The sequence below is a fragment of the Nisaea sediminum genome, from assembly GCF_014904705.1.
Taxonomy (GTDB): Bacteria; Pseudomonadota; Alphaproteobacteria; order Thalassobaculales; family Thalassobaculaceae; genus Nisaea; species Nisaea sediminum.
On the sequence record NZ_JACZCQ010000001.1, the window covers coordinates 179,719 to 197,454 of the forward strand.

Annotated in this window: 14 protein-coding genes; 6 read left to right on the forward strand and 8 right to left on the reverse strand. The window is 64.1% G+C overall.

Features of this window, described 5'->3' with window-relative positions; all coding sequences use genetic code 11:
- Positions 1–203 precede the first annotated feature (203 nt).
- On the forward strand, positions 204–1,916 hold the full coding sequence (ggt, locus tag IG122_RS00845) for a gamma-glutamyltransferase (RefSeq protein WP_193179535.1): 1,713 nt from the start codon (positions 204–206) through the stop codon (positions 1,914–1,916).
- Between the two features lie 96 nt (positions 1,917–2,012).
- On the opposite strand, the gene IG122_RS00850 is transcribed toward ggt, so the two are convergent.
- From IG122_RS00850 to IG122_RS00860, 3 genes are all read right to left on the reverse strand, one after another.
- Positions 2,013–2,930 carry a methionyl-tRNA formyltransferase gene (locus IG122_RS00850; protein ID WP_193179536.1) on the reverse strand — a complete coding sequence of 306 codons (918 nt, stop codon included), beginning with the start codon at positions 2,928–2,930 and terminating at the stop codon, positions 2,013–2,015.
- A gap of 87 nt (positions 2,931–3,017) precedes the next feature.
- A complete protein-coding gene (locus IG122_RS00855; protein WP_449867085.1) occupies positions 3,018–4,685 on the reverse strand; it encodes a formate--tetrahydrofolate ligase in 1,668 nt (555 codons plus the stop codon).
- A 211-nt stretch (positions 4,686–4,896) separates the two neighbouring features.
- The gene (locus IG122_RS00860) at positions 4,897–5,943 is read right to left on the reverse strand and encodes a DUF2817 domain-containing protein (protein ID WP_193179538.1); all 1,047 of its coding nucleotides are present in this window, start codon (positions 5,941–5,943) and stop codon (positions 4,897–4,899) included.
- Between the two features lie 152 nt (positions 5,944–6,095).
- Between IG122_RS00860 and IG122_RS00865 the strand changes: the two genes are divergently transcribed.
- Positions 6,096–6,503, forward strand: coding sequence for a GFA family protein (locus tag IG122_RS00865; RefSeq protein ID WP_193179539.1), 408 nt, complete (start codon positions 6,096–6,098; stop codon positions 6,501–6,503).
- A gap of 6 nt (positions 6,504–6,509) precedes the next feature.
- Here the strand turns inward: IG122_RS00865 and IG122_RS00870 are convergent, their stop codons facing one another.
- Both IG122_RS00870 and IG122_RS00875 read right to left on the reverse strand, forming a co-directional pair.
- Positions 6,510–7,160 carry a polysaccharide deacetylase family protein gene (locus IG122_RS00870; protein WP_193179541.1) on the reverse strand — a complete coding sequence of 217 codons (651 nt, stop codon included), beginning with the start codon at positions 7,158–7,160 and terminating at the stop codon, positions 6,510–6,512.
- A gap of 89 nt (positions 7,161–7,249) precedes the next feature.
- Complete coding sequence (locus IG122_RS00875; RefSeq protein ID WP_193179543.1) at positions 7,250–7,993, reverse strand: SDR family oxidoreductase; 744 nt, start codon at positions 7,991–7,993, stop codon at positions 7,250–7,252.
- Between the two features lie 135 nt (positions 7,994–8,128).
- Between IG122_RS00875 and IG122_RS00880 the strand changes: the two genes are divergently transcribed.
- The gene (locus IG122_RS00880) at positions 8,129–8,746 is read left to right on the forward strand and encodes a TetR/AcrR family transcriptional regulator (protein WP_193179545.1); all 618 of its coding nucleotides are present in this window, start codon (positions 8,129–8,131) and stop codon (positions 8,744–8,746) included.
- A gap of 9 nt (positions 8,747–8,755) precedes the next feature.
- Here the strand turns inward: IG122_RS00880 and IG122_RS00885 are convergent, their stop codons facing one another.
- The 3 genes from IG122_RS00885 to IG122_RS00895 all read right to left on the reverse strand — a co-directional run bounded on the left by IG122_RS00885 (position 8,756) and on the right by IG122_RS00895 (position 13,759).
- A complete protein-coding gene (locus IG122_RS00885) occupies positions 8,756–11,881 on the reverse strand; it encodes an efflux RND transporter permease subunit (protein ID WP_193179547.1) in 3,126 nt (1,041 codons plus the stop codon).
- Between the two features lie 12 nt (positions 11,882–11,893).
- Complete coding sequence (locus IG122_RS00890; protein WP_193179549.1) at positions 11,894–13,081, reverse strand: efflux RND transporter periplasmic adaptor subunit; 1,188 nt, start codon at positions 13,079–13,081, stop codon at positions 11,894–11,896.
- A gap of 84 nt (positions 13,082–13,165) precedes the next feature.
- A complete protein-coding gene (locus IG122_RS00895; RefSeq protein ID WP_193179551.1) occupies positions 13,166–13,759 on the reverse strand; it encodes a TetR/AcrR family transcriptional regulator in 594 nt (197 codons plus the stop codon).
- Positions 13,760–14,072: 313 nt separating this feature from the next.
- Here IG122_RS00895 and IG122_RS00900 point away from each other — a divergent pair, with 313 nt between their 5' ends.
- The 3 genes from IG122_RS00900 to IG122_RS00910 all read left to right on the forward strand — a co-directional run bounded on the left by IG122_RS00900 (position 14,073) and on the right by IG122_RS00910 (position 17,688).
- Positions 14,073–15,023, forward strand: coding sequence for a homocysteine S-methyltransferase family protein (locus IG122_RS00900; protein WP_193179553.1), 951 nt, complete (start codon positions 14,073–14,075; stop codon positions 15,021–15,023).
- Between the two features lie 325 nt (positions 15,024–15,348).
- A complete protein-coding gene (locus IG122_RS00905) occupies positions 15,349–16,941 on the forward strand; it encodes a protoglobin domain-containing protein (RefSeq protein ID WP_226893242.1) in 1,593 nt (530 codons plus the stop codon).
- 93 nt (positions 16,942–17,034) lie between these two features.
- Complete coding sequence (locus IG122_RS00910; protein WP_193179557.1) at positions 17,035–17,688, forward strand: PAS domain-containing protein; 654 nt, start codon at positions 17,035–17,037, stop codon at positions 17,686–17,688.
- Positions 17,689–17,736: the final 48 nt, after the last annotated feature.

The following is a 17,736-nucleotide window of genomic DNA, read 5'->3' on the forward strand; positions in this document are numbered from 1 at the left end:
GTGCCGGTTTCAGTCATGAGGTCAGAGAGGTATTTATGGGGCTTCTCCGCGGCTCTGGAAACCCGGCGCCGTGCGGCGAGAGCCGTTCCCGCACGGAGCGGACGGAATCCGGACGTGGTTTCGTTCGCAATCCGCGCGATTAGTGGCCTGTTCCCAACGCTATAGATAATCGGGATAAATGGATGGATGCGGGAGACAGCGCTATGGAGACACCGGCCGGAGTGAATGCAGAGGCCTGGGCGCCGGTAAGAATGGGCGCGCAAGGGGCGGTGGTGACCAATCACCCGCTCTCCTCGATGGCGGGCATGCGCATCCTGATGAGCGGCGGCAACGCTGTCGACGCAGCCGTCGCCATCGGCTTCGCGCTCGGCGTCGCCGAGCCGCAGGGCTCGGGCATCGCGGCGGACGGCTTCATGATGATCCACATGAAAGACGCGAAGTCGCTTTCCATCGCCAACGGCACCGGCACCGCGCCGTCGGCGGCAACGCCGGAGCGTTTCGCGGACGGGATCGTGACCAACGGCATTCTCTCCGTCTCCGTTCCCGGGATCTGCGACGCGCTGCTCTCGGCGCACGAGCGCCACGGACGGCTCCCTCTAGCGGACTGCATCCAGCCGGCCATCGAGCTCTGCCTCGAAGGCGTTCCGCAGACCCATTTCCAGTGCAACCTCGCGGCATCGCACGATCTGCTGCACAGCTTCCCCGCCTCGGCGGCGATCTTCGCGCCGGACGGCGTGCCACTGAAGCCCGGGCAGATCCGGCGCAATTCCGATCTCGCGAAGACCTACGCGCTGATCGCCGAACACGGGCGCGAAGCCTTCTACGAGGGGCCGCTGGCAGACGCCATCGTCGCCTTCTCCGAGCAGGCGGGGGGCATCCTGACGAAGGCGGATTTCGCGAAGTACCGGATGGAATGGCAGGACCCGATCTCGACGACCTATCGCGGCAAGACAATCTACGAGGCGCCCCCGAACTCTTCCGGCCATGTTCTGCTGCAGGAACTGAACCTGATCGAGCATTTCGACGTGGCGGCGCTCGGTCTTCATTCCGCCGAAGCGATCCATCTGATGGTCGAGGCGAAGCGCCTAGCCTTTGCCGACCGCGAGGCTTTTCTCGGGGATTCGGCTTTCGTCGATGTGCCGCTGGAGGGACTGCTCTCGAAGGAGTATGCGGCCGAGCGGGTGAAGCTGATCGATCCGGAGCGCGCCGCCGAAGCGGTCGCGGCGGGCGATCCCTGGGCCTTCCAGAACCGCGCGCCCGCCGCCGGGAAATCCCCGGGGCATGCCGGGTCGGGCATGGGCGAGATGCGCTCCGATACGACGCATTACTGCGTCATCGACCGCTGGGGCAACGCGGTGGACGGGCTGCAGAGTCTCTCCGGGCATTTCGGCTCGCAGGTGGTCTGCCCCGGGACCGGGATGCTGCTGAACAACCGGATGAACTATTGGCACCTCGATGCGGGGCATCCGAACCTGCTGCAGCCCGGCAAGCGGGTCCGGCACACGATGAACCCGGTCATGGTGTTCGATCGCGCGGTGGAAGAGGGCGGTGCGCTCGGGCTCTGCTGCGGCACGCCGGGGGCCGACGTGCAGGTCCAGGTGAACATGCAGGTTCTTTCCGCGATCTACGATCACGGCCTGAACGTGTCGGAGGCGATCCATGCGCCGCGCTGGACCCATATCCAGACCGGCATGACGTCGGCCTATCCGCACAGCGCCGGGAGCCCGCACAGCATGGTCGGCGAGGACCGGTTCGGTGATGCCGTGATCGGGGATCTGGTCGGGCGCGGACATCCGCTGAAGAAGGTCGGCGCCTGGGCCGGCGGGGCCAGCATGGGTGCCATTCAGGTCAGCGAGTTCGGCAGCTATCACGCCGCGTCGGACCCGCGCCGGGACGGGCAGGCACTGGTCTTCTGAGCGGACAGGACAAGAAAAAGGCCCCGCCGGGGAGGCGGGGCCGAGGGATATCCGGACCGGCTGGTTAAGTGGTCCGGGGGTACATTCCGATGATCGTCAGGTGCCGAGCTTGGAGCCCACTTCGAGACCCTGTTCGGCGGCGAATTCCTTGGCCGAGACCTTCTTGCCGCCGTCATAGCGCACGCGCTGGACGAGAATGCCGCCGCGGCCCGCATTGACGACGAAGCCGTCGTCGGTGAGGGCGCAGATCCGGCCGGTGCGGCCGGAGCCTTCCGCCGGGCGGCTGTCGAAGATCTGCAGTTCCTTGCCGTTCAGCGTCGTCCAGGCGCCGGGCTGCGGGTTGCAGCCGCGGATCTGGTTGTAGACCTCGCTCTGGCTGCGGTTCCAGTTGATCTCGCCGTCCGCCTTGCGGCACCAGCCCTCGTAGGTCGCCTTGGACTCGTCCTGCGGCGTGTGCGGCGGGTTGCCGGCACGGATCAGGTCGATGGACTCCAGCACCGCCTCGATGCCGAGCGGGAAGATCTTGTCGAAATAGACCGAGCCGAGCGTGTCGTCCGGGGTGATCTCGACTTCCTTCTGGACGCAGATATCGCCCTCGTCGAGCCCGTCGTCCGGATAGAAGATCGTGAGGCCGGTCTTCTTCGCGCCCCAGATGATCGGCCAGTTGATGGAGGAGGGGCCGCGATGCAGCGGCAGCAGGGACGGGTGGAAGCAGAGCGAGCCGTGCTTCGGCACGTTCCGCGCCTCTTCCGGGATGAAGATGATGACATAGGCCATCATCATCAGGTCGGCGTTCCAGCTTTTCAGCTCCTCGATCACCGCGGGATCGGAATAGTCTGCCGGCTGGCGCACTTCGAGGCCGTGTTCGAGAGCGGCTTCCTTCACCGGGTCGACCGGGCGGCCTTCCTTGTCCGGTGCGGTATAGACGGCGACGATTTCGTCCTCGCCCTTTTCCAGAATGGCTTCCAGCGCGGCCTTACCGAAGGCCTGCTGTCCGTTCAGGATAATGCGCATGTCGCTCCCTCCCCGCCGCCCGGCGCGCTCCGGGCGGGCTAGCTTGTTGACGGAGCGGGGACGGACGCCCCCGCTCCCTTACATGTATCAGAAGAGACCTTCGATCTGGTCCTGATCGTTCAGGGTGATCTTCTCGGCCGCCGGCACCCGCGGCAGGCCCGGCATGGTCATGATGTCGCCGCAGACGGCGACGATGAATTCCGCACCGTTCGAGAGCCGCACTTCGCGGATCGGAAGCGTATGGCCGCTCGGCGCGCCCTTCGCGTTCGGATCGATCGAGAAGCTGTACTGGGTCTTGGCGATGCAGACCGGGAACTTGCCGGCGCCGAGCGCCTCGAAATCCTTGATCTGGTTCAGCACCTTCTGGTCGGCGACCACGCCGGCCGCGTCGTAGATGTTCTTGGCGATGGCCTCGACCTTCTGCAGCAGGCCGAGATTCTCGTCATAGAGCGGCTTGAAGTTCGCGCTGCCGCCGTCGACCAGCTCGACCACCTTCTTCGCCAGCGCCTCAGTGCCGGCGGAGCCGTCCGACCAGTGGGTGCAGACGATCGCCTCGACTCCCTCGGAGGCCAGCTCCTTGCGGATCGCGTCGATCTCGGCGTCGGTGTCGGTGATGAAGCGGTTCAGCGCGACGACGACCGGAACGCCGAACTTCTTGGTGTTCACCGCGTGGCGCTTGATGTTCGAGGTGCCCTTGACGACCGCGTCGATATTCTCCTTGCCGAGATCGTCCTTGGCGACGCCGCCATGCATCTTCAGCGCCCGGACGGTACCGACGATGACCGCCGCGGCCGGGTTCAGGCCCGCCTTGCGGCACTTGATGTCGAAGAACTTCTCTGCACCGAGATCCGCGCCGAAGCCGGCTTCGGTGACGACGTAGTCGCCGAGCTTGAGGGCGGTCTTGGTCGCCATCACGGAGTTGCAGCCATGGGCGATGTTGGCGAACGGGCCGCCATGGATGAAGGCCGGGTTGTTCTCCAGCGTCTGCACCAGGTTAGGGGCCAGCGCGTCGCGCAGCAGCACGGTCATGGCACCATTGGCGTCGATGTCGCGGGCGAAGATCGGCTGACGGTCGCGGGTATAGGCGACGATGATGTTGCCGAGACGGCGCTTCATGTCCTCGAGGTCGGTGGAGAGGCAGAAGATCGCCATGACCTCGGAGGCGACGACGATGTCGAAGCCGTCCTCGCGCGGGAACCCGTTCGCCACGCCGCCGAGCGAGTTGGCGATCTGGCGGAGCGCGCGATCGTTCATGTCGATGCAGCGCTTCCAGGAGACGCGGCGCTCGTCGATGCCGAGCTTGTTGCCCCAGTAGATGTGGTTGTCGATCATCGCCGCGAGCAGGTTGTTCGCCGCCGCGATGGCATGGAAATCGCCGGTGAAGTGCAGGTTGATGTCTTCCATCGGCACGACCTGGGCATAGCCGCCGCCGGCGGCGCCGCCCTTCATGCCGAAGCACGGGCCGAGGCTCGGTTCGCGCAGGCAGATGATGGCCTTCTTGCCGATCCGGTTCAGCGCGTCGCCGAGACCGACGGAGGTCGTGGTCTTGCCTTCGCCCGCCGCGGTCGGGTTGATGCCGGTCACCAGCACCAGCTTGCCGTCCGGCTTGTCCTGCAGGGTCTTGATGTAGTTCAGGTCGATCTTGGCCTTGGTGTGGCCGTAGGGCTGAAGCGATTCGGCCGGAATGCCGAGTTTCGCGCCGATCTCCATGATCGGCTTCATTTTCGCTTCGCGGGCAATTTCGATATCAGACATGACCATGGTCTTGAGGCCTCCCCTGGCGTGATGCGTCTTCCGAGGCCCTTGAACAGGCCCGACATCTTTGTTCTTGGTATATTGGTATACCAAGTACCTGATGCCGTAAACGAAAGTTTTCGGTCCCCGGAAATGGATGCGGTGCAGCTGTGAAATTTGCTCGCGGCTCTGCTCCGGCGGCTGTCCGGTTTCCGACCAGAATTGGACCGTGCTAGTCGGTGGCGGGGACGGAAGTGCCTGAAAGTTCGTCGAGAACGGCTCGCGTGCCACGCACGCCCTGGCCCCAGACGGCCTCGAGCCATTCCGGATCGTCACAGAACAATGCGTCACGCAGCTCCGCCTTGATCTTGCGGCCAAGCGGCGTGTGCGGGTCGCCATGGAACTTCAGCCAGGTGTCGGCCCTGTGGTTGTTCACGATCTGGCCGATCGGGAAAGTTCCGAATTCGAGGATCACCTTGATCGGCGGTTCAGGGCAGTCGACATCGTCGAGCACGTCGCAGGCGACATGCCGGATGCTGGACGAGGTCGCTCCGGCGCGCGGCGTGCTGTCCCGGCGGATCACCTCCAGCGCGCCATAGTCGCCGAGCCCGGTATGCAGATCGACGATCGCGAGCCGTTCGGCGCCGGCGCCGTGTCGGGAAACGACATCGGCGAGGTTGGCGATGGTCCAGCTCCGTTCCGTTCCGCCAAAGAAGAGGCCGTCCGGATGGCCGTACTGCCCGGCGAGCACATTGCGGCTGAAACGCTCGAAGCCATGCTCCTCGATATAGGCCGAGATCCGCGCTTCCGCGGCCTCGCGCTCCGGTCCCTCCCAGACGGCAGGGCAGAGCGCGTCGTGCAGGGTGTCGTAATCCGGGTTCTCCGGCAGCGGATCGAAACTCAGCAGGTTGTTGCGGTTGGGGTCGATGTTGTTCTCGTCCGTCCGCGTCATGGCGGCCGAGCCGAACGGGTTCACGGCATGGATGAAGACCGCCGCCATGTCCGCGGGCAGCCAGTCTTCGATCTCTTCGAGCAGGCCGAGCTGGATGCCGGAACCGGTGGTGAGCTCGGTTCCGTGCAGCCCGGAACTTATGAACAAGACCTTTTGGGCCTTCGCCGGACCCGCTCGGACAACGTCCGTCGCGATCTCGGCGGGGAAATCGCCGCTCATTGGATGCCGTGCAGTCTCGACCGGATATCCCTTCGCCCGTGCGGCCGTCAGGAAGCGGCGACGGGCGGTAAAGTAATTGTCGGAGAACAGGCTGAGGAATGACGTCATGTGGCCAGGCCCGAGGTTGAGGCGAGAGATTAACGATTAGGCTCAGTCAGACCGTCTGTCCATCGTCGATGCGGCACAGAGAGAGTGCTTGACAGGGTGGGAACAAAAGGAGAACTTTTGCGCCGGGAGAATGATGGAGAAGGGAGCCTGTCATGGAGAATGGGAAGAGGGTGCGGGAAGGCGAGTGTCTTTGCGGCGCCGTCCGTTTCGAGGTGGTCGGCGACCTTGGTGATGTGGTCGCCTGTCACTGCACGATGTGCCGCAAGCAGACCGGACATTTCTGGGCCTCGACCGACGTGCGCAAGGACGCTCTGACGATCACCGAGTCGCGCGGTCTCAAATGGTTCCGCTCGAGCCCGGGGATCCGGCGCGGCTTCTGCAGCGAATGCGGCTCGACGATCTTCTTCGATCGGGACGAGGGACTGTCGATCTCGATCTCCGGCGGCGTTCTGGAGGGCGATACGGGGGTTGCGACCCGGGCCCATATCTACTGCGCGGACAAGGGCGACTATTACGAGATCGCGGACGGCGTACCGCAGTTTCCGGCGAGCGACCGCTAGGGCCGGTCAGGCGGCGGTCGCGACGAACGGATCGAGCGGCACGACATCCTTGCCCGCCACCATCGGCACGCAGTCTTCCGGATAGTCCTCGCGGAAGGTGACGCCGGCGGCTTCGGCCTTGTCGAGGAACTCCTCCAGCCGGTCCATGGCGCCGGTCGGCAGGTCGTGCAGCACGATCAGGGTGTGGTCCTGCGCCGCGATCTGCTGCAGCGCCGTCTCGACCCAGCCTTCCGGGTCGGCCCAGTCGCGCGGGATCGCGTTCCAGAGCACGCAGCTATAGCCCTTGTCATGCAGGAAATCGACGACCGGCGGGCTCAGCAGATGCGGACCGAGCTTGCCGCCGCCGCCGAACGGACGGAACAGCTTGCCGGTCTCGCCGGTCTTCGCGACCAGCGCGTCGGTGCGCCGCAGTTCCTCGACGGCGGCCGCGCTGTCCGCCATCTGGCCGAGCGGCGTCGTGTGGGTGAAAGTGTGATTGCCGATGCGGTGGCCTTCGGCGTGAGCGCGTCTCGCGAGATCGAGGCGTGCCGGGTCCTCCAGCTTTTCTCCGACGACGAAAAAGGTCGTCTTGAGACCGCGGCGGGCGAGGATGTCCAGAACCCGGGGCGTGACCTCCGGTTCCGGTCCATTGTCGAATGTGAGCGTAAGATCGGGCATGGGCGCATTCGGACATCCCGATGCGATCCTGTCAATGACGTGGGCAGAGGACCGGGCGCCATAAATTGGCGGCGCCCGGTTCCCGTCCGTCATGCCGCCGGCAGCATCGCGGACGTCTCGCGTTCGACCGCCTTGGCGTCTTCCATGAGCGATCGGTGGAGGTGCTGGGCAGTCGGGTCCGGATAGACATCCTCCTCGCCGGCTTCGAGGGCGTCGAGGACGGCCTTTGCCACGACGGCGGGCGGTGTCTTCTCCATTTCGACGGCGGCCCCCATGTCGGTGTCGACCGGGCCCGGATAAACGCCGAGGACATGCGTCCCCTGCGCCTTCAATTCGCCGCGAATGCCCTGAGTGAGGGAGTGGGCCGCGGCCTTGGAGGCGCTGTAGGAGCCGAGTGCCGGAAAGCTCACATGACTGACGATCGAGGCGAGATTGACGATGGCGCCGCCTCCGTTGGCGCCGAGGACCGGTGCGAAGGCCTGTACCATGTTGAGGAGGCCGAAATAGTTGGTCTCCATTTCCGCGCGGGCGGCGTCCGGATTTCTCGGGGCGAGGAGTCCTTCGAAATGCGCGATGCCGGCATTGTTGATCAGCAGGTCGAGATCGGTGAGCCGGTCTGCGGCGGCTGCTACCTGCTCCCTGTCCGTGATATCGAGCGTGACGGGGACGACCCGCCCGTCATGTGCTTCGACCAGAGCCTCGAGCGTTTCGGGCTTCCTTGCCGCGGCATAGACTTTCGCCGCGCCGGCCGCGAGCAGGGCCTCCACGAAAGCCTTGCCGATGCCGCGGTTCGCGCCGGTCACGAGCGCTGTCTTTCCATTCAATTCGATCATGCGATGTCTCCGATCCTGATCTGTTGCCGGAAATAAATACCGGTCGGTACATAAATCGGAGCTTGGCTTGCGGGTTCAAGATATTTAAATACCATCCGGTATATAATTTTCGATTGACATCGCAAGGAACGGACAATGACGCGTGGGAGGCCTCGGAAGACGGATCCGGATGCCGCGCTTGAGAGCATCACCAAGGTGTTCTGGGAGCAGGGCTACGAGGGCGCGTCGCTTGGCGACTTGACGAGGGCCTCCGGCATGGCCAAGCCGGGCCTCTACGCCGCTTTCGGCGACAAGGAGGCGATGTTCGCCAAGGCGCTCACGCACTATTACTGCGACACGGGCGCGTCCCTGATGGCCGACCTTGTCGACTCCCCGGATCCTCTGCGCGACGTGCTGCGGCGCTTTTTCGTTAGCGTCGTGGAGATGGCGCGGGATCCGGACTGTCCCAGCGGATGCTTCGTCGTGAATTCTCTGGTGGAGAGCGGCAGCATGCCGCGAGGGCTGGTGGCGCTCAGCCGGGACTTCGATCGCAGGCGGCGCGAAGCGTTCCGCAAGCGATTCCGGGCGGCAAGGGATGCGGGCGAACTGCCGCCGGACGCCGACGCCGATGCGCTGGCGGATTTCTTCGCCAGTCAGGTGCTGGCCCTCGCGGTCATGGTGCGCGCAGATACCGAGTTCGATACCGTGATGCGCACGATTGACGTGGCGTTGTCGGTATTGCCGGGACGACCCGCGCCGGATCGTCCCGACTGACGGCGGACGTTACTCTGCCGCTTCCGGTGCCGCGTCTTCCGCCTTCTTCCGGCTGAACAGCCGCATCACGAAGACGAAGAAGACCGGTACGAAGAACACGGCGAGCACTGTGGCCGAGATCATCCCGCCGAGGACGCCGGTGCCGATCGCGTTCTGGCTCGCGGCGCTCGCCCCTGTCGCGATCGCCAGCGGCAGCACGCCGAAGGAGAAGGCGAGGGAGGTCATCAGGATCGGCCTGAAGCGCAGGCGGGCCGCCTCGATGGTGGCATCGAGCAGCGACTGGCCCTCGGCCCGGAGATCCTTGGCGAACTCCACGATCAGGATCGCGTTCTTCGCCGAGAGCCCGATGATCGCAATCAGGCCGACGAGGAAATAGACGTCGTTCGGCATGTCGCGGGCCATCACCGCGGCGACCGATCCGATCGCGCCGAGCGGGACCACCAGCATGACCGAAAGCGGGATCGACCAGCTCTCGTAAAGCGCCGCCAGCAGCAGGAAGACGAAGAGCACGCTGAGGCCGATCAGCAGCGGTGCCTGGGCACCTGACTGGATCTCCTGCAGCGACTGGCCGGTCCACTCATAGCCGAAGCCGGGGCCGAGATCGGCGACCAGCCGCTCCATTTCCGAGATCGCCTCGCCGGAGGAATAGCCGGGCGCCGCCTGGCCGCTGATCCGGATCGCGGGATAACCATTATAGCCGACCACCTGGGCCGCGCCCTGTTCCCACTCCACGGTCGCGAAGTTGGAGAGCGGCACCATGCCGCCATGGGTGTTGCGCACGGTGAGGTCGAGGATCTCCTCGGTCTTCATGCGGGTTGCCTGTTCCGCCTGCACGGTCACACGCTGCATGCGGCCGGCATTCGGGAAGTCGTTGACGTATTTCGAGCCGAGATGAGTCGAGATCGTGTTGTTGATATCCGCGAAGGTGACGCCGAAGGTGTTCGCCTTCTCCCGGTCCACGACGAGATTGATCTGCGGCGCGTCCGGCAGGCCGGAGATACGGACGCCGGTCAGGACCGGGCTCTGCCGCGCCGCGGCCATCAGGCGGCCGGTGCCCTCGACCAGAGCCGTGTGCCCCAGGCCGCCGCGGTCCTGCAGACGGAAATCGAAACCGCTCGAATTGCCGAGACCGCGGATCGGCGGCGGGGAGAGCGCGAAGACCAATGCGTCCTTGATGCCGAACAGCCGGCCGTTGGTCCTACCGGCGATGGCGGCGGCCGAATTTTCCGGTCCGCGCTCGCTCCAGTCCTTCAGCGGGACGAAGGCGATGCCGGCATTCTCGCCGGTGCCGGAGAAGCTGAAGCCGGAGACGGTGACGATGGTGTTCACGCCTTCCTGGCCGATGAAGGCGTCCTCGACCTGCTCGATCACGCCCAGCGTGCGGTTCGCGCTCGCCTCCGCCGGGGCCTGAATATTCACCAGCAGGTAGCCCTGGTCCTCGTTCGGGATGAAGGCGCTCGGCAACTGGACCCAGGCCCAGCCGAGCCCGGCGACGAGGGCGACGTAGATCACCATGAAACGGCCGGCGCGCGATGCGATCCGGCCGACGACGGAGCTGTAGCCGCGTGCGGTGCGGTCGAAGCCCCGGTTGAACCAGCCGAAGAAGCCGCGCTTGGCGTGGGAATGTCCGGCCTCGACCGGCTTCAGGAAGCTGGCGCAGAGCGCCGGCGTCAGCGACAGTGCGAGGAAGCCCGAGAACAGGATCGAGACCACCATGGTCAGGCTGAACTGCTGGTAGATCACGCCCACCGCGCCGGGGAAGAAGGCCATCGGCACGAAGACGGCGGTCAGCACCAGCGTGATGCCGATGACGGCGCCGGTGATCTGCTTCATCGCCTTGCGGGTCGCGTCCCTCGGCGAGAGACCTTCCTCGCTCATGATGCGCTCGACATTCTCGACCACGACGATGGCGTCGTCGACCAGGATGCCGATCGCCAGCACCATGGCGAACATGGTGAGCACGTTGATAGAGAAGCCCGCCGCGTACATCACCGCGCAGGTTCCGAGCAGGGCGACCGGGACCACGAGGGTCGGGATCACCGTGTAGCGGAAGCTCTGCAGGAAGAGGAACATCACAACGAAGACCAGGGCGATGGCCTCGATCAGCGTGTGCAGCACCTTCTCGATGGAGATCTCGACGAAAGGCGCGGTGTTGTAGGGAATCTTGTATTCGACGCTGTCGGGGAAGTAGCGCGCCAGCTCCTCCATCTTCGCCTCGATCGCCTTCGCGGTCTCGAGCGCGTTGCCGTCGGGCGTGAGCTGAACGCCCATAGCGGCGGACGGCTGTCCCTCAAGCCTGGCAGCGGAGGTATAGGACTCGCCGCCGATCTCGATCCGCGCCACGTCCCGGAGCCGGACCGTCGCGCCTCCGATATCCGCTCGCAGCACGATGGCGCCGAATTCCTCCGGCGTCCGGAGCTGGCCCTTCACCAGTACGCTGGCCGCGATCTGCTGGCCGGCCTCGACCGGCTTCGCGCCGATCCGCCCGGCGGCGACCTGGGCGTTCTGCGCCTCGATCGCGTTGAGCACGTCCTCGGTCGTCAGGCTGAGGCCGAGCATCTTGTCCGGATCGAGCCAGATCCGCATGGCCTGCTGGGTCGAGAAGAGACGCGTGTTGCCGACCCCGGCGATGCGCCGGATCTCGCCCTCGACATTGCGGCTGAGATAATCGCCGAGCGCGATCTGGTCCATCGTGCCGTCGGTCGAGGTCAGGGTGATGACGAGCAGGAAGCCAGTGCCGGCGCGCTCGATCCGCATGCCCTGGCGGGAGACCGAGGAGGGCAGCCGCGCCTCGACGCGGCTGATCCGGTTCTGCACCTCGACCTGGGCCTCGGCGACATCGGTGCCGGGCTCGAAGGTGACGGTGAGGCTGATCTGTCCGGAGGAGTCAGACGTCGACTCGAAATAGAGTAGCCCCGGCACGCCGTTCAGCTCGTCCTCGATCGGACGGGTGACGCTGCGGTACATGTCCTCGGGCGTCGCGCCCGGATAGCTGGTGCTGACGGTGATCTGCGGCGGGGCGACGTTCGGGTACTGTGCCACCGGCAGGAACGGGATCGCGATCACGCCTGCCAGCATGATAAAGATCGCGACGACCCAGGCGAAGATCGGCCGGTCGATGAAGAAGCTTGCCATGATCCGTGTGCCTTACTGCTTGCCGGCGGCGGCTTGCTGCTGAGGTTTCGGCTCCCACGGCTTCGGCGCCACCGGCGCCCCCGGACCGACCTTCTGGAATCCTTCGACGACGACCTGCTCGCCGACGGCGATACCGCTCTCGACGATCCAGCGGTTCCCCGTGGCCGCGCCGAGCTCGACGTAGCGAAGCTCCAGTGTCATGTCGTCCTTCACGACATAGACCCGGGCCTTGCCGGCGGTGTCGCGCTGGATGGCCTGCTGCGGGACGGCGACGGCATTGCGCCGGATGCCCTGCTCGATCTGCACGCGGACATACATACCGGGCAGCAATGAGAAGTCGGGGTTGGGAAACTCGCCGCGCAGGGTGATCTGGCCGGTCGTCGAATCGACTGTGCTCTCCTGCAGCAGGAGGCGGCCGGTCAGGGGGTAAGCCGCTCCGTCGTCGAAATTGAGACGGATCGTCGCCGCACCGTCCTCGGAGAGAGAGACATTGCCCGCTTTGATGCCGGCGCGAAGCGCGCGAAGCTGTTTCGCGGACTGGGTGAAGTCCGCATAGACCGGGTCAAGCTGGCGGATCACCGCGAGAGGTTCCTCGCTGCTGGTTCCGACCAGAGCGCCTTCGGTTACCAGCGCCCGCCCGATCCGGCCGCCGATTGGCGCCTTCACCTCGGTATATTGCAGGTCGAGTTCGGCCGAGGCGAGTCCAGCGCGCGCCGCCGCAACGTCCGCATCGGCCTGAGCAAGGGCGGCGATGGCGTTGTCGAGCTGCTGTGCGCTCGACACCTTCCGGGTCCGCAATTCGGTCTGGCGGTCGGCCTCGAGCCGTGCCCGTTTCTGGACGGACTCGGCGCGTGCCAGGGTCGCGCGGGCGCTGTCGACCTGAATTTTGAACGGTGCCGGATCGATCCGGTAGAGCACGTCGCCGGCTTCGACCAGCGCACCCTGCTGGAAGATCCGCTTGATCAGCAGGCCGGAGACCCGCGGACGGACCTCGGCAATCTCGGTCGGGGCGATGCGGCCGGGCAGGTCGTTGACAATGGGAATATCCTCGGCGGCAGCGACGATCGTGCCCACAGGCATGGCCGGACGCGCTTTCGGGGCCGCGGCCTGATTGGTCTGCGCGGCCTCGTCGCAGGCGGAGAGAAGGACAATCGCGGAGAGCGCAACGGCAAAGATCCGTAGGTGCTTTGCGGAAGGCATGTAGTGCTCCTGTATGGGGCCGGGTCGATCCCGGGATGGAACGGCCGGTGAGGTTGTTTTCGTGCCCTGGTCTGAAACGATTTCTCAGGCGGAGCCCGTTGCTTCGTCGCAGGGAATTTCTTCGGGTTTCTGATCCACGAGCCAGTGGATCTCGGACATGAGCCTGCGGCGCTCTTCGCTCGGCCACTCATAAAGGCTGAGCCATTCGAGCGCCATTAGGCCTTCGATGGCAAGGAATGCCAGCATCGCGCCGCGCGGGTTTTCCGAGGTGTCGCGCACGCGGGTTACGCGCCGCGCCATCATCTCGCGGACCGGCTCCCGGAGGTCGGCGTCGCCCGCGACGCTGGCGCAGAGGCTCAGGGTGACAGCCCGGTCCTCGTCCGAGAGTTCGCGGGACTCGGCGATCAGGCGTGAGCGGATCGCGGCATTCGGCGCGTCCGGTCCGAGGCGGCTCTTGATTTCTTCGATGCGGGCGTCTTCCGCTGCAATGCGTCGTTCGATCATCGCCTTCATCAGCGCCTGCTTGTTCTTGTAGTCGTAGAGCACGCTGGCCTTGCTGATTCCGGCCTCGGTCGCCACCGCTTCCAGGGTCAGATAGGCCGCGCCGTCGCGGGCTGCGACCGTCTGGGCGGCATCCAGCACCGCTTCCCTGTCTATCGTTCTCGGACGTCCGACCATATCCCGGTCCAGGCAATTAATTTCCAACCGGACGGAAAATAATTATGCAGTGCGAAATGTCAACCTTCGCACCTGCAATAAAATGACCTTCATCACATCGCAATGTGCCGGAAGCCCGTTCCGGGATGGGAAAACTTGACCGTCGGTACGGAAACGCGGTCCGACGGTTCCGTCTTGCGGATCAAAAAAGAGTTATCCCATTGAAATATAGAGGCTGCGAGAGCCAAACGCCGCCGCACCACGGGTCGACTATCGAATGGAAGCGCCGCTGCTGTAGATCAATCGCCGCTGACAGAGCAAAAGGGAGCATCCGATGCAGAATATTGAACGTTTGATGAACGCGAAGACCCCGTTCCTGACGGATGGCGGTTTCGAGACCTGGCTGTTTTTCCAGCAGGGCTTCTCGGCGCCGGAGTTCGCCGCGGTCGTGCTGTTGGACGAGGAAGAGGCCCGGGCGGCGATGCGGCGCTATTTCGACGGGTTCCTGGAAATGGCGGAGGCCGCCGGGACCGGTTACGTGCTCGATACGAACTCGTGGCGCGCCGCGACCGCCTGGGGGCCGAAGCTCGGCAAATCCGAAGGCGACATGCTGCGGCTGACCAAAGACGCCGTCTCGTTCGCGCGGGAGATCCGGCGCAACTGGCAGGGACGGGTGTCGCCGATCCTCGTGAACGGGGTGGTCGGTCCGCTCGGAGACGGCTACGCGCCGGACCGGTTGCCGTCCGCGGAAGAGGCGAGGCGGATGCATCTGCCGCAGATCGAGGCGATGTGCGAGACGGGGGTGGACATGGTATCCGCTATTACCATGACGAACATTCCGGAAGCCGTCGGTGTCGCGGATGCATGTGCCGCATCCGGGATTCCGGTCGTCGTGTCCTTCACGGTCGAAACGGACGGGCGCCTGCCGACAGGGGAGCATCTCGGCGAGGCGATCCTGCGCGCCGACGCGGCCGCCTCTCGGGAACCGCTCTACTACATGGTCAATTGCGCTCACCCGGATCACTTTCACCCGGCTTTGTCGACAGGCGAGGAGTGGTTGGGCCGAATTGGAGGTGTGCGGGCGAACGCTTCCCGCTTGAGCCATGCGGAGCTTGATGTCGCGGAAGAACTGGATGAGGGCAATCCGGAAGAGTTCGGTCGTCTCCATGCTGAGCTGAGCCGCGCTCTTCCCGGTCTCAAGGTCGTGGGCGGGTGCTGTGGCACGGATCACAGGCACGTCGGATGCGTATCGCAACATCTTCACGGCAAGCGGGCCGCCGCCTAACGGTGGGTCTTCCAACCACCCGGATAGCCGACACTGTCCATTTCAGTTTTTCGGGCCGGTTTCAACCGGCCCGATTTGGTTAATTGCGTTGGTTCAACCCCAGGAGCGCAAGTCTGTAAAATCCACTTTCCCGGAATTGGTATAATTCTTTTAATGCATCCACAAGTTGTTGATCGAGATCAGAAATTTGGTGGCGCTTGGGAGCATTATCTTTATTTTGTATGTGGTTAAATTCCAGAATTGCGTGAGCTCTGTTAACGAAAATATAAACTTTAGAAGTCATTAATAGTGCCCCGTTATGTTCTACTTTAGGTTGGGGTTCGAGATGAATAGTGGCCACGCGTCGCTAAATGCCGATGATCGTATTTCTTTTTTGCAGATCGATAAGAATGCGCGGGCGCTGTTGCGGGACTTTCGGCCGGTGCTGGAGCGCAATCTCGGTGCGATTCTCGACAAGTTCTACGCCCATGTCCTGACGGTGCCGAAACTTTCCGAGATGTTCGTGTCGGAAGATCGGGTGCGGCACGCCCGAGAGGCACAGAGCAATCACTGGAAACGCCTGTTCTCCGGGGAATTCGGAAACGAGTATTTCGACTCGATCCAGCGTATCGGACGCGTTCACAATCGTCTCGGGCTTGAACCGCGCTGGTACATCGGAGGCTACGCCATAGCGACGGCGGAGCTGCACCGGCTTGCGATCGATCACTGCATGTCCGGCTGGCGCCGCAAGGGCGCGGCGCAGAAGGCCGTTTCACTGGTGCAGGCGATCGACAAGGCGGTCATGCTGGACATGGACCTCGCCATATCCGTCTACTTGGAAGAGCAGTCGAACGACTTCCGCAAACGCCTTGAGGCGCTCTCGGACCAATTCGAGGCCTCGATAACGGGTGTGTCCGATAACCTTCTGGAGTCGGCAGCCCAACTCTCCGATCGATCTTCGACCATGACGGCCGGAGCGCGCGAGTGTCTCGAACTGACCAAAGACGCGTCCCGTGGCGCGGGACAGGCGAGCGAGAACGTGCAGAGTGTGGCGTCGGCGGCCGAGGAACTTTCCGCATCGATCGGCGAGATTTCACACCAGCTTTCGGAGTCCAACAAGATCGCGCGGGAAGCTTCGGAAGCGGTGGAGACCACCAAGCTGACAGTGGAAGGACTGAATCAGGCGGCGGCGAAAATTTCCGGTGTCGTCAGTCTTATCCAGGATATTGCCGAGCAGACCAATCTGCTGGCTCTGAATGCCACAATCGAAGCCGCGCGCGCGGGCGAGGCCGGAAAGGGGTTCGCCGTTGTCGCTTCCGAGGTGAAGGCCCTCGCCAACCAGACGTCGAGCGCAACCGACGAGATCTCCGAGCAGATCTCCGGCATGCAGCAGGTCGCCGAGGAAACTCGCAACGGCATCGAGAACATTTCGTCTGCGATGACCAAAGTGGGAGATTCGTCCGCCGCGATCTCGGCTGCGGTCGAAGAACAGGACGCTGTCACCCGGGAAATCTCCCAGAGCGCTGCCGAGGCGCACCGGGGTACTGCCGAGGTTCAGCAGGCGGTGCGGGCGGCCGAGGAATCCGTTACCAGGTCCGCCAGCTTGTCGGAAATGGTCTCTGAGTCCGCTTCCTATGTCACCGACCAGGCGGGCGAGCTGAAAGCCGAAAGCGGGGATTTCATAGAAAAGATCCGTCGCGCCGACCGGCGGGACGAAGGCCGCAGCGAGCGTTCCGAACCGGTCTCTGTCGAGATCGACGGCACTGTCTTCGACGGGAATATGAAGGATCATTCGTCAAAGGGGCTGTCCGTCCGGATGGATACGAGCGGCATTAGAATTGGAGCCACCGGTAAAATCCTTTCCGGATCGTTTGGTCGTGGCGAGCGCATAGAGGTCGTTGGAAAAACGCCGGTACAAGTCAGCCTCAAGATCGTTTGACCCGGTTTGCCTCCGGACGCTCGCGTATTGTCAGGGGCGGTTGAAAAATGGTATCGGCCCACATCCCGATAGTCGGTAACGAGGAGTAACGGGTTGGCCGAGCAGCATGGTCGCGTCGAACAGAACGTCGAGCCCGAATTCAACGATCCGTCGAAGCAGCGGATCGATGAGGCGGCTCGGCATATTGTTGCTGGCCTGCCTTTTGGGTCGATAGACCCTCGATGCACAGAACTCTGGTTCGCTGACGAGAAGCGTGACCTACCCGAGCCCAAGCTCCGGTTCCTGCTCGATTACTGGCTGAACCTGCGGGAGACGCTTGGCGGTCTGCCGGGGCGCAAGGATATCGACATTCTTGAACTGCGGCAGGCAATCGGGAACATCATGATGCTCGAACCTCTGGATGACGGGTTCGATGCGCGGTACCGGGTCTATGGTACCGGGATCGCCGATTACGCAGGCAATGACTGGACCGGGCAGACCGTTTCCGAACTTGCGCTAAAGACCGGCACGCCTTCGGCATTGCTTTACCGCGCCTGCTATCTCGCCGCTTACCGGACCTGCCGGCCGATTTACTCCGAACATGTTTCGGCGGCATGGCTCTCGCCGAAGGCGTGGCGCCGCCTCATCCTGCCCTATGGCCGGCGCGAGTCCGGCTGTGACGGCTTCATGGTCGGGAACATTCCGGTCGAGCCGCGGGCGATCGGAGACGGAGCCGCTGCACGAAGTCTGATTTATCGGAACCGATAGCCGGGGTATGGCGTCGATCGGCAAGTCGCAGGTCCGCGCCCGGTTGCC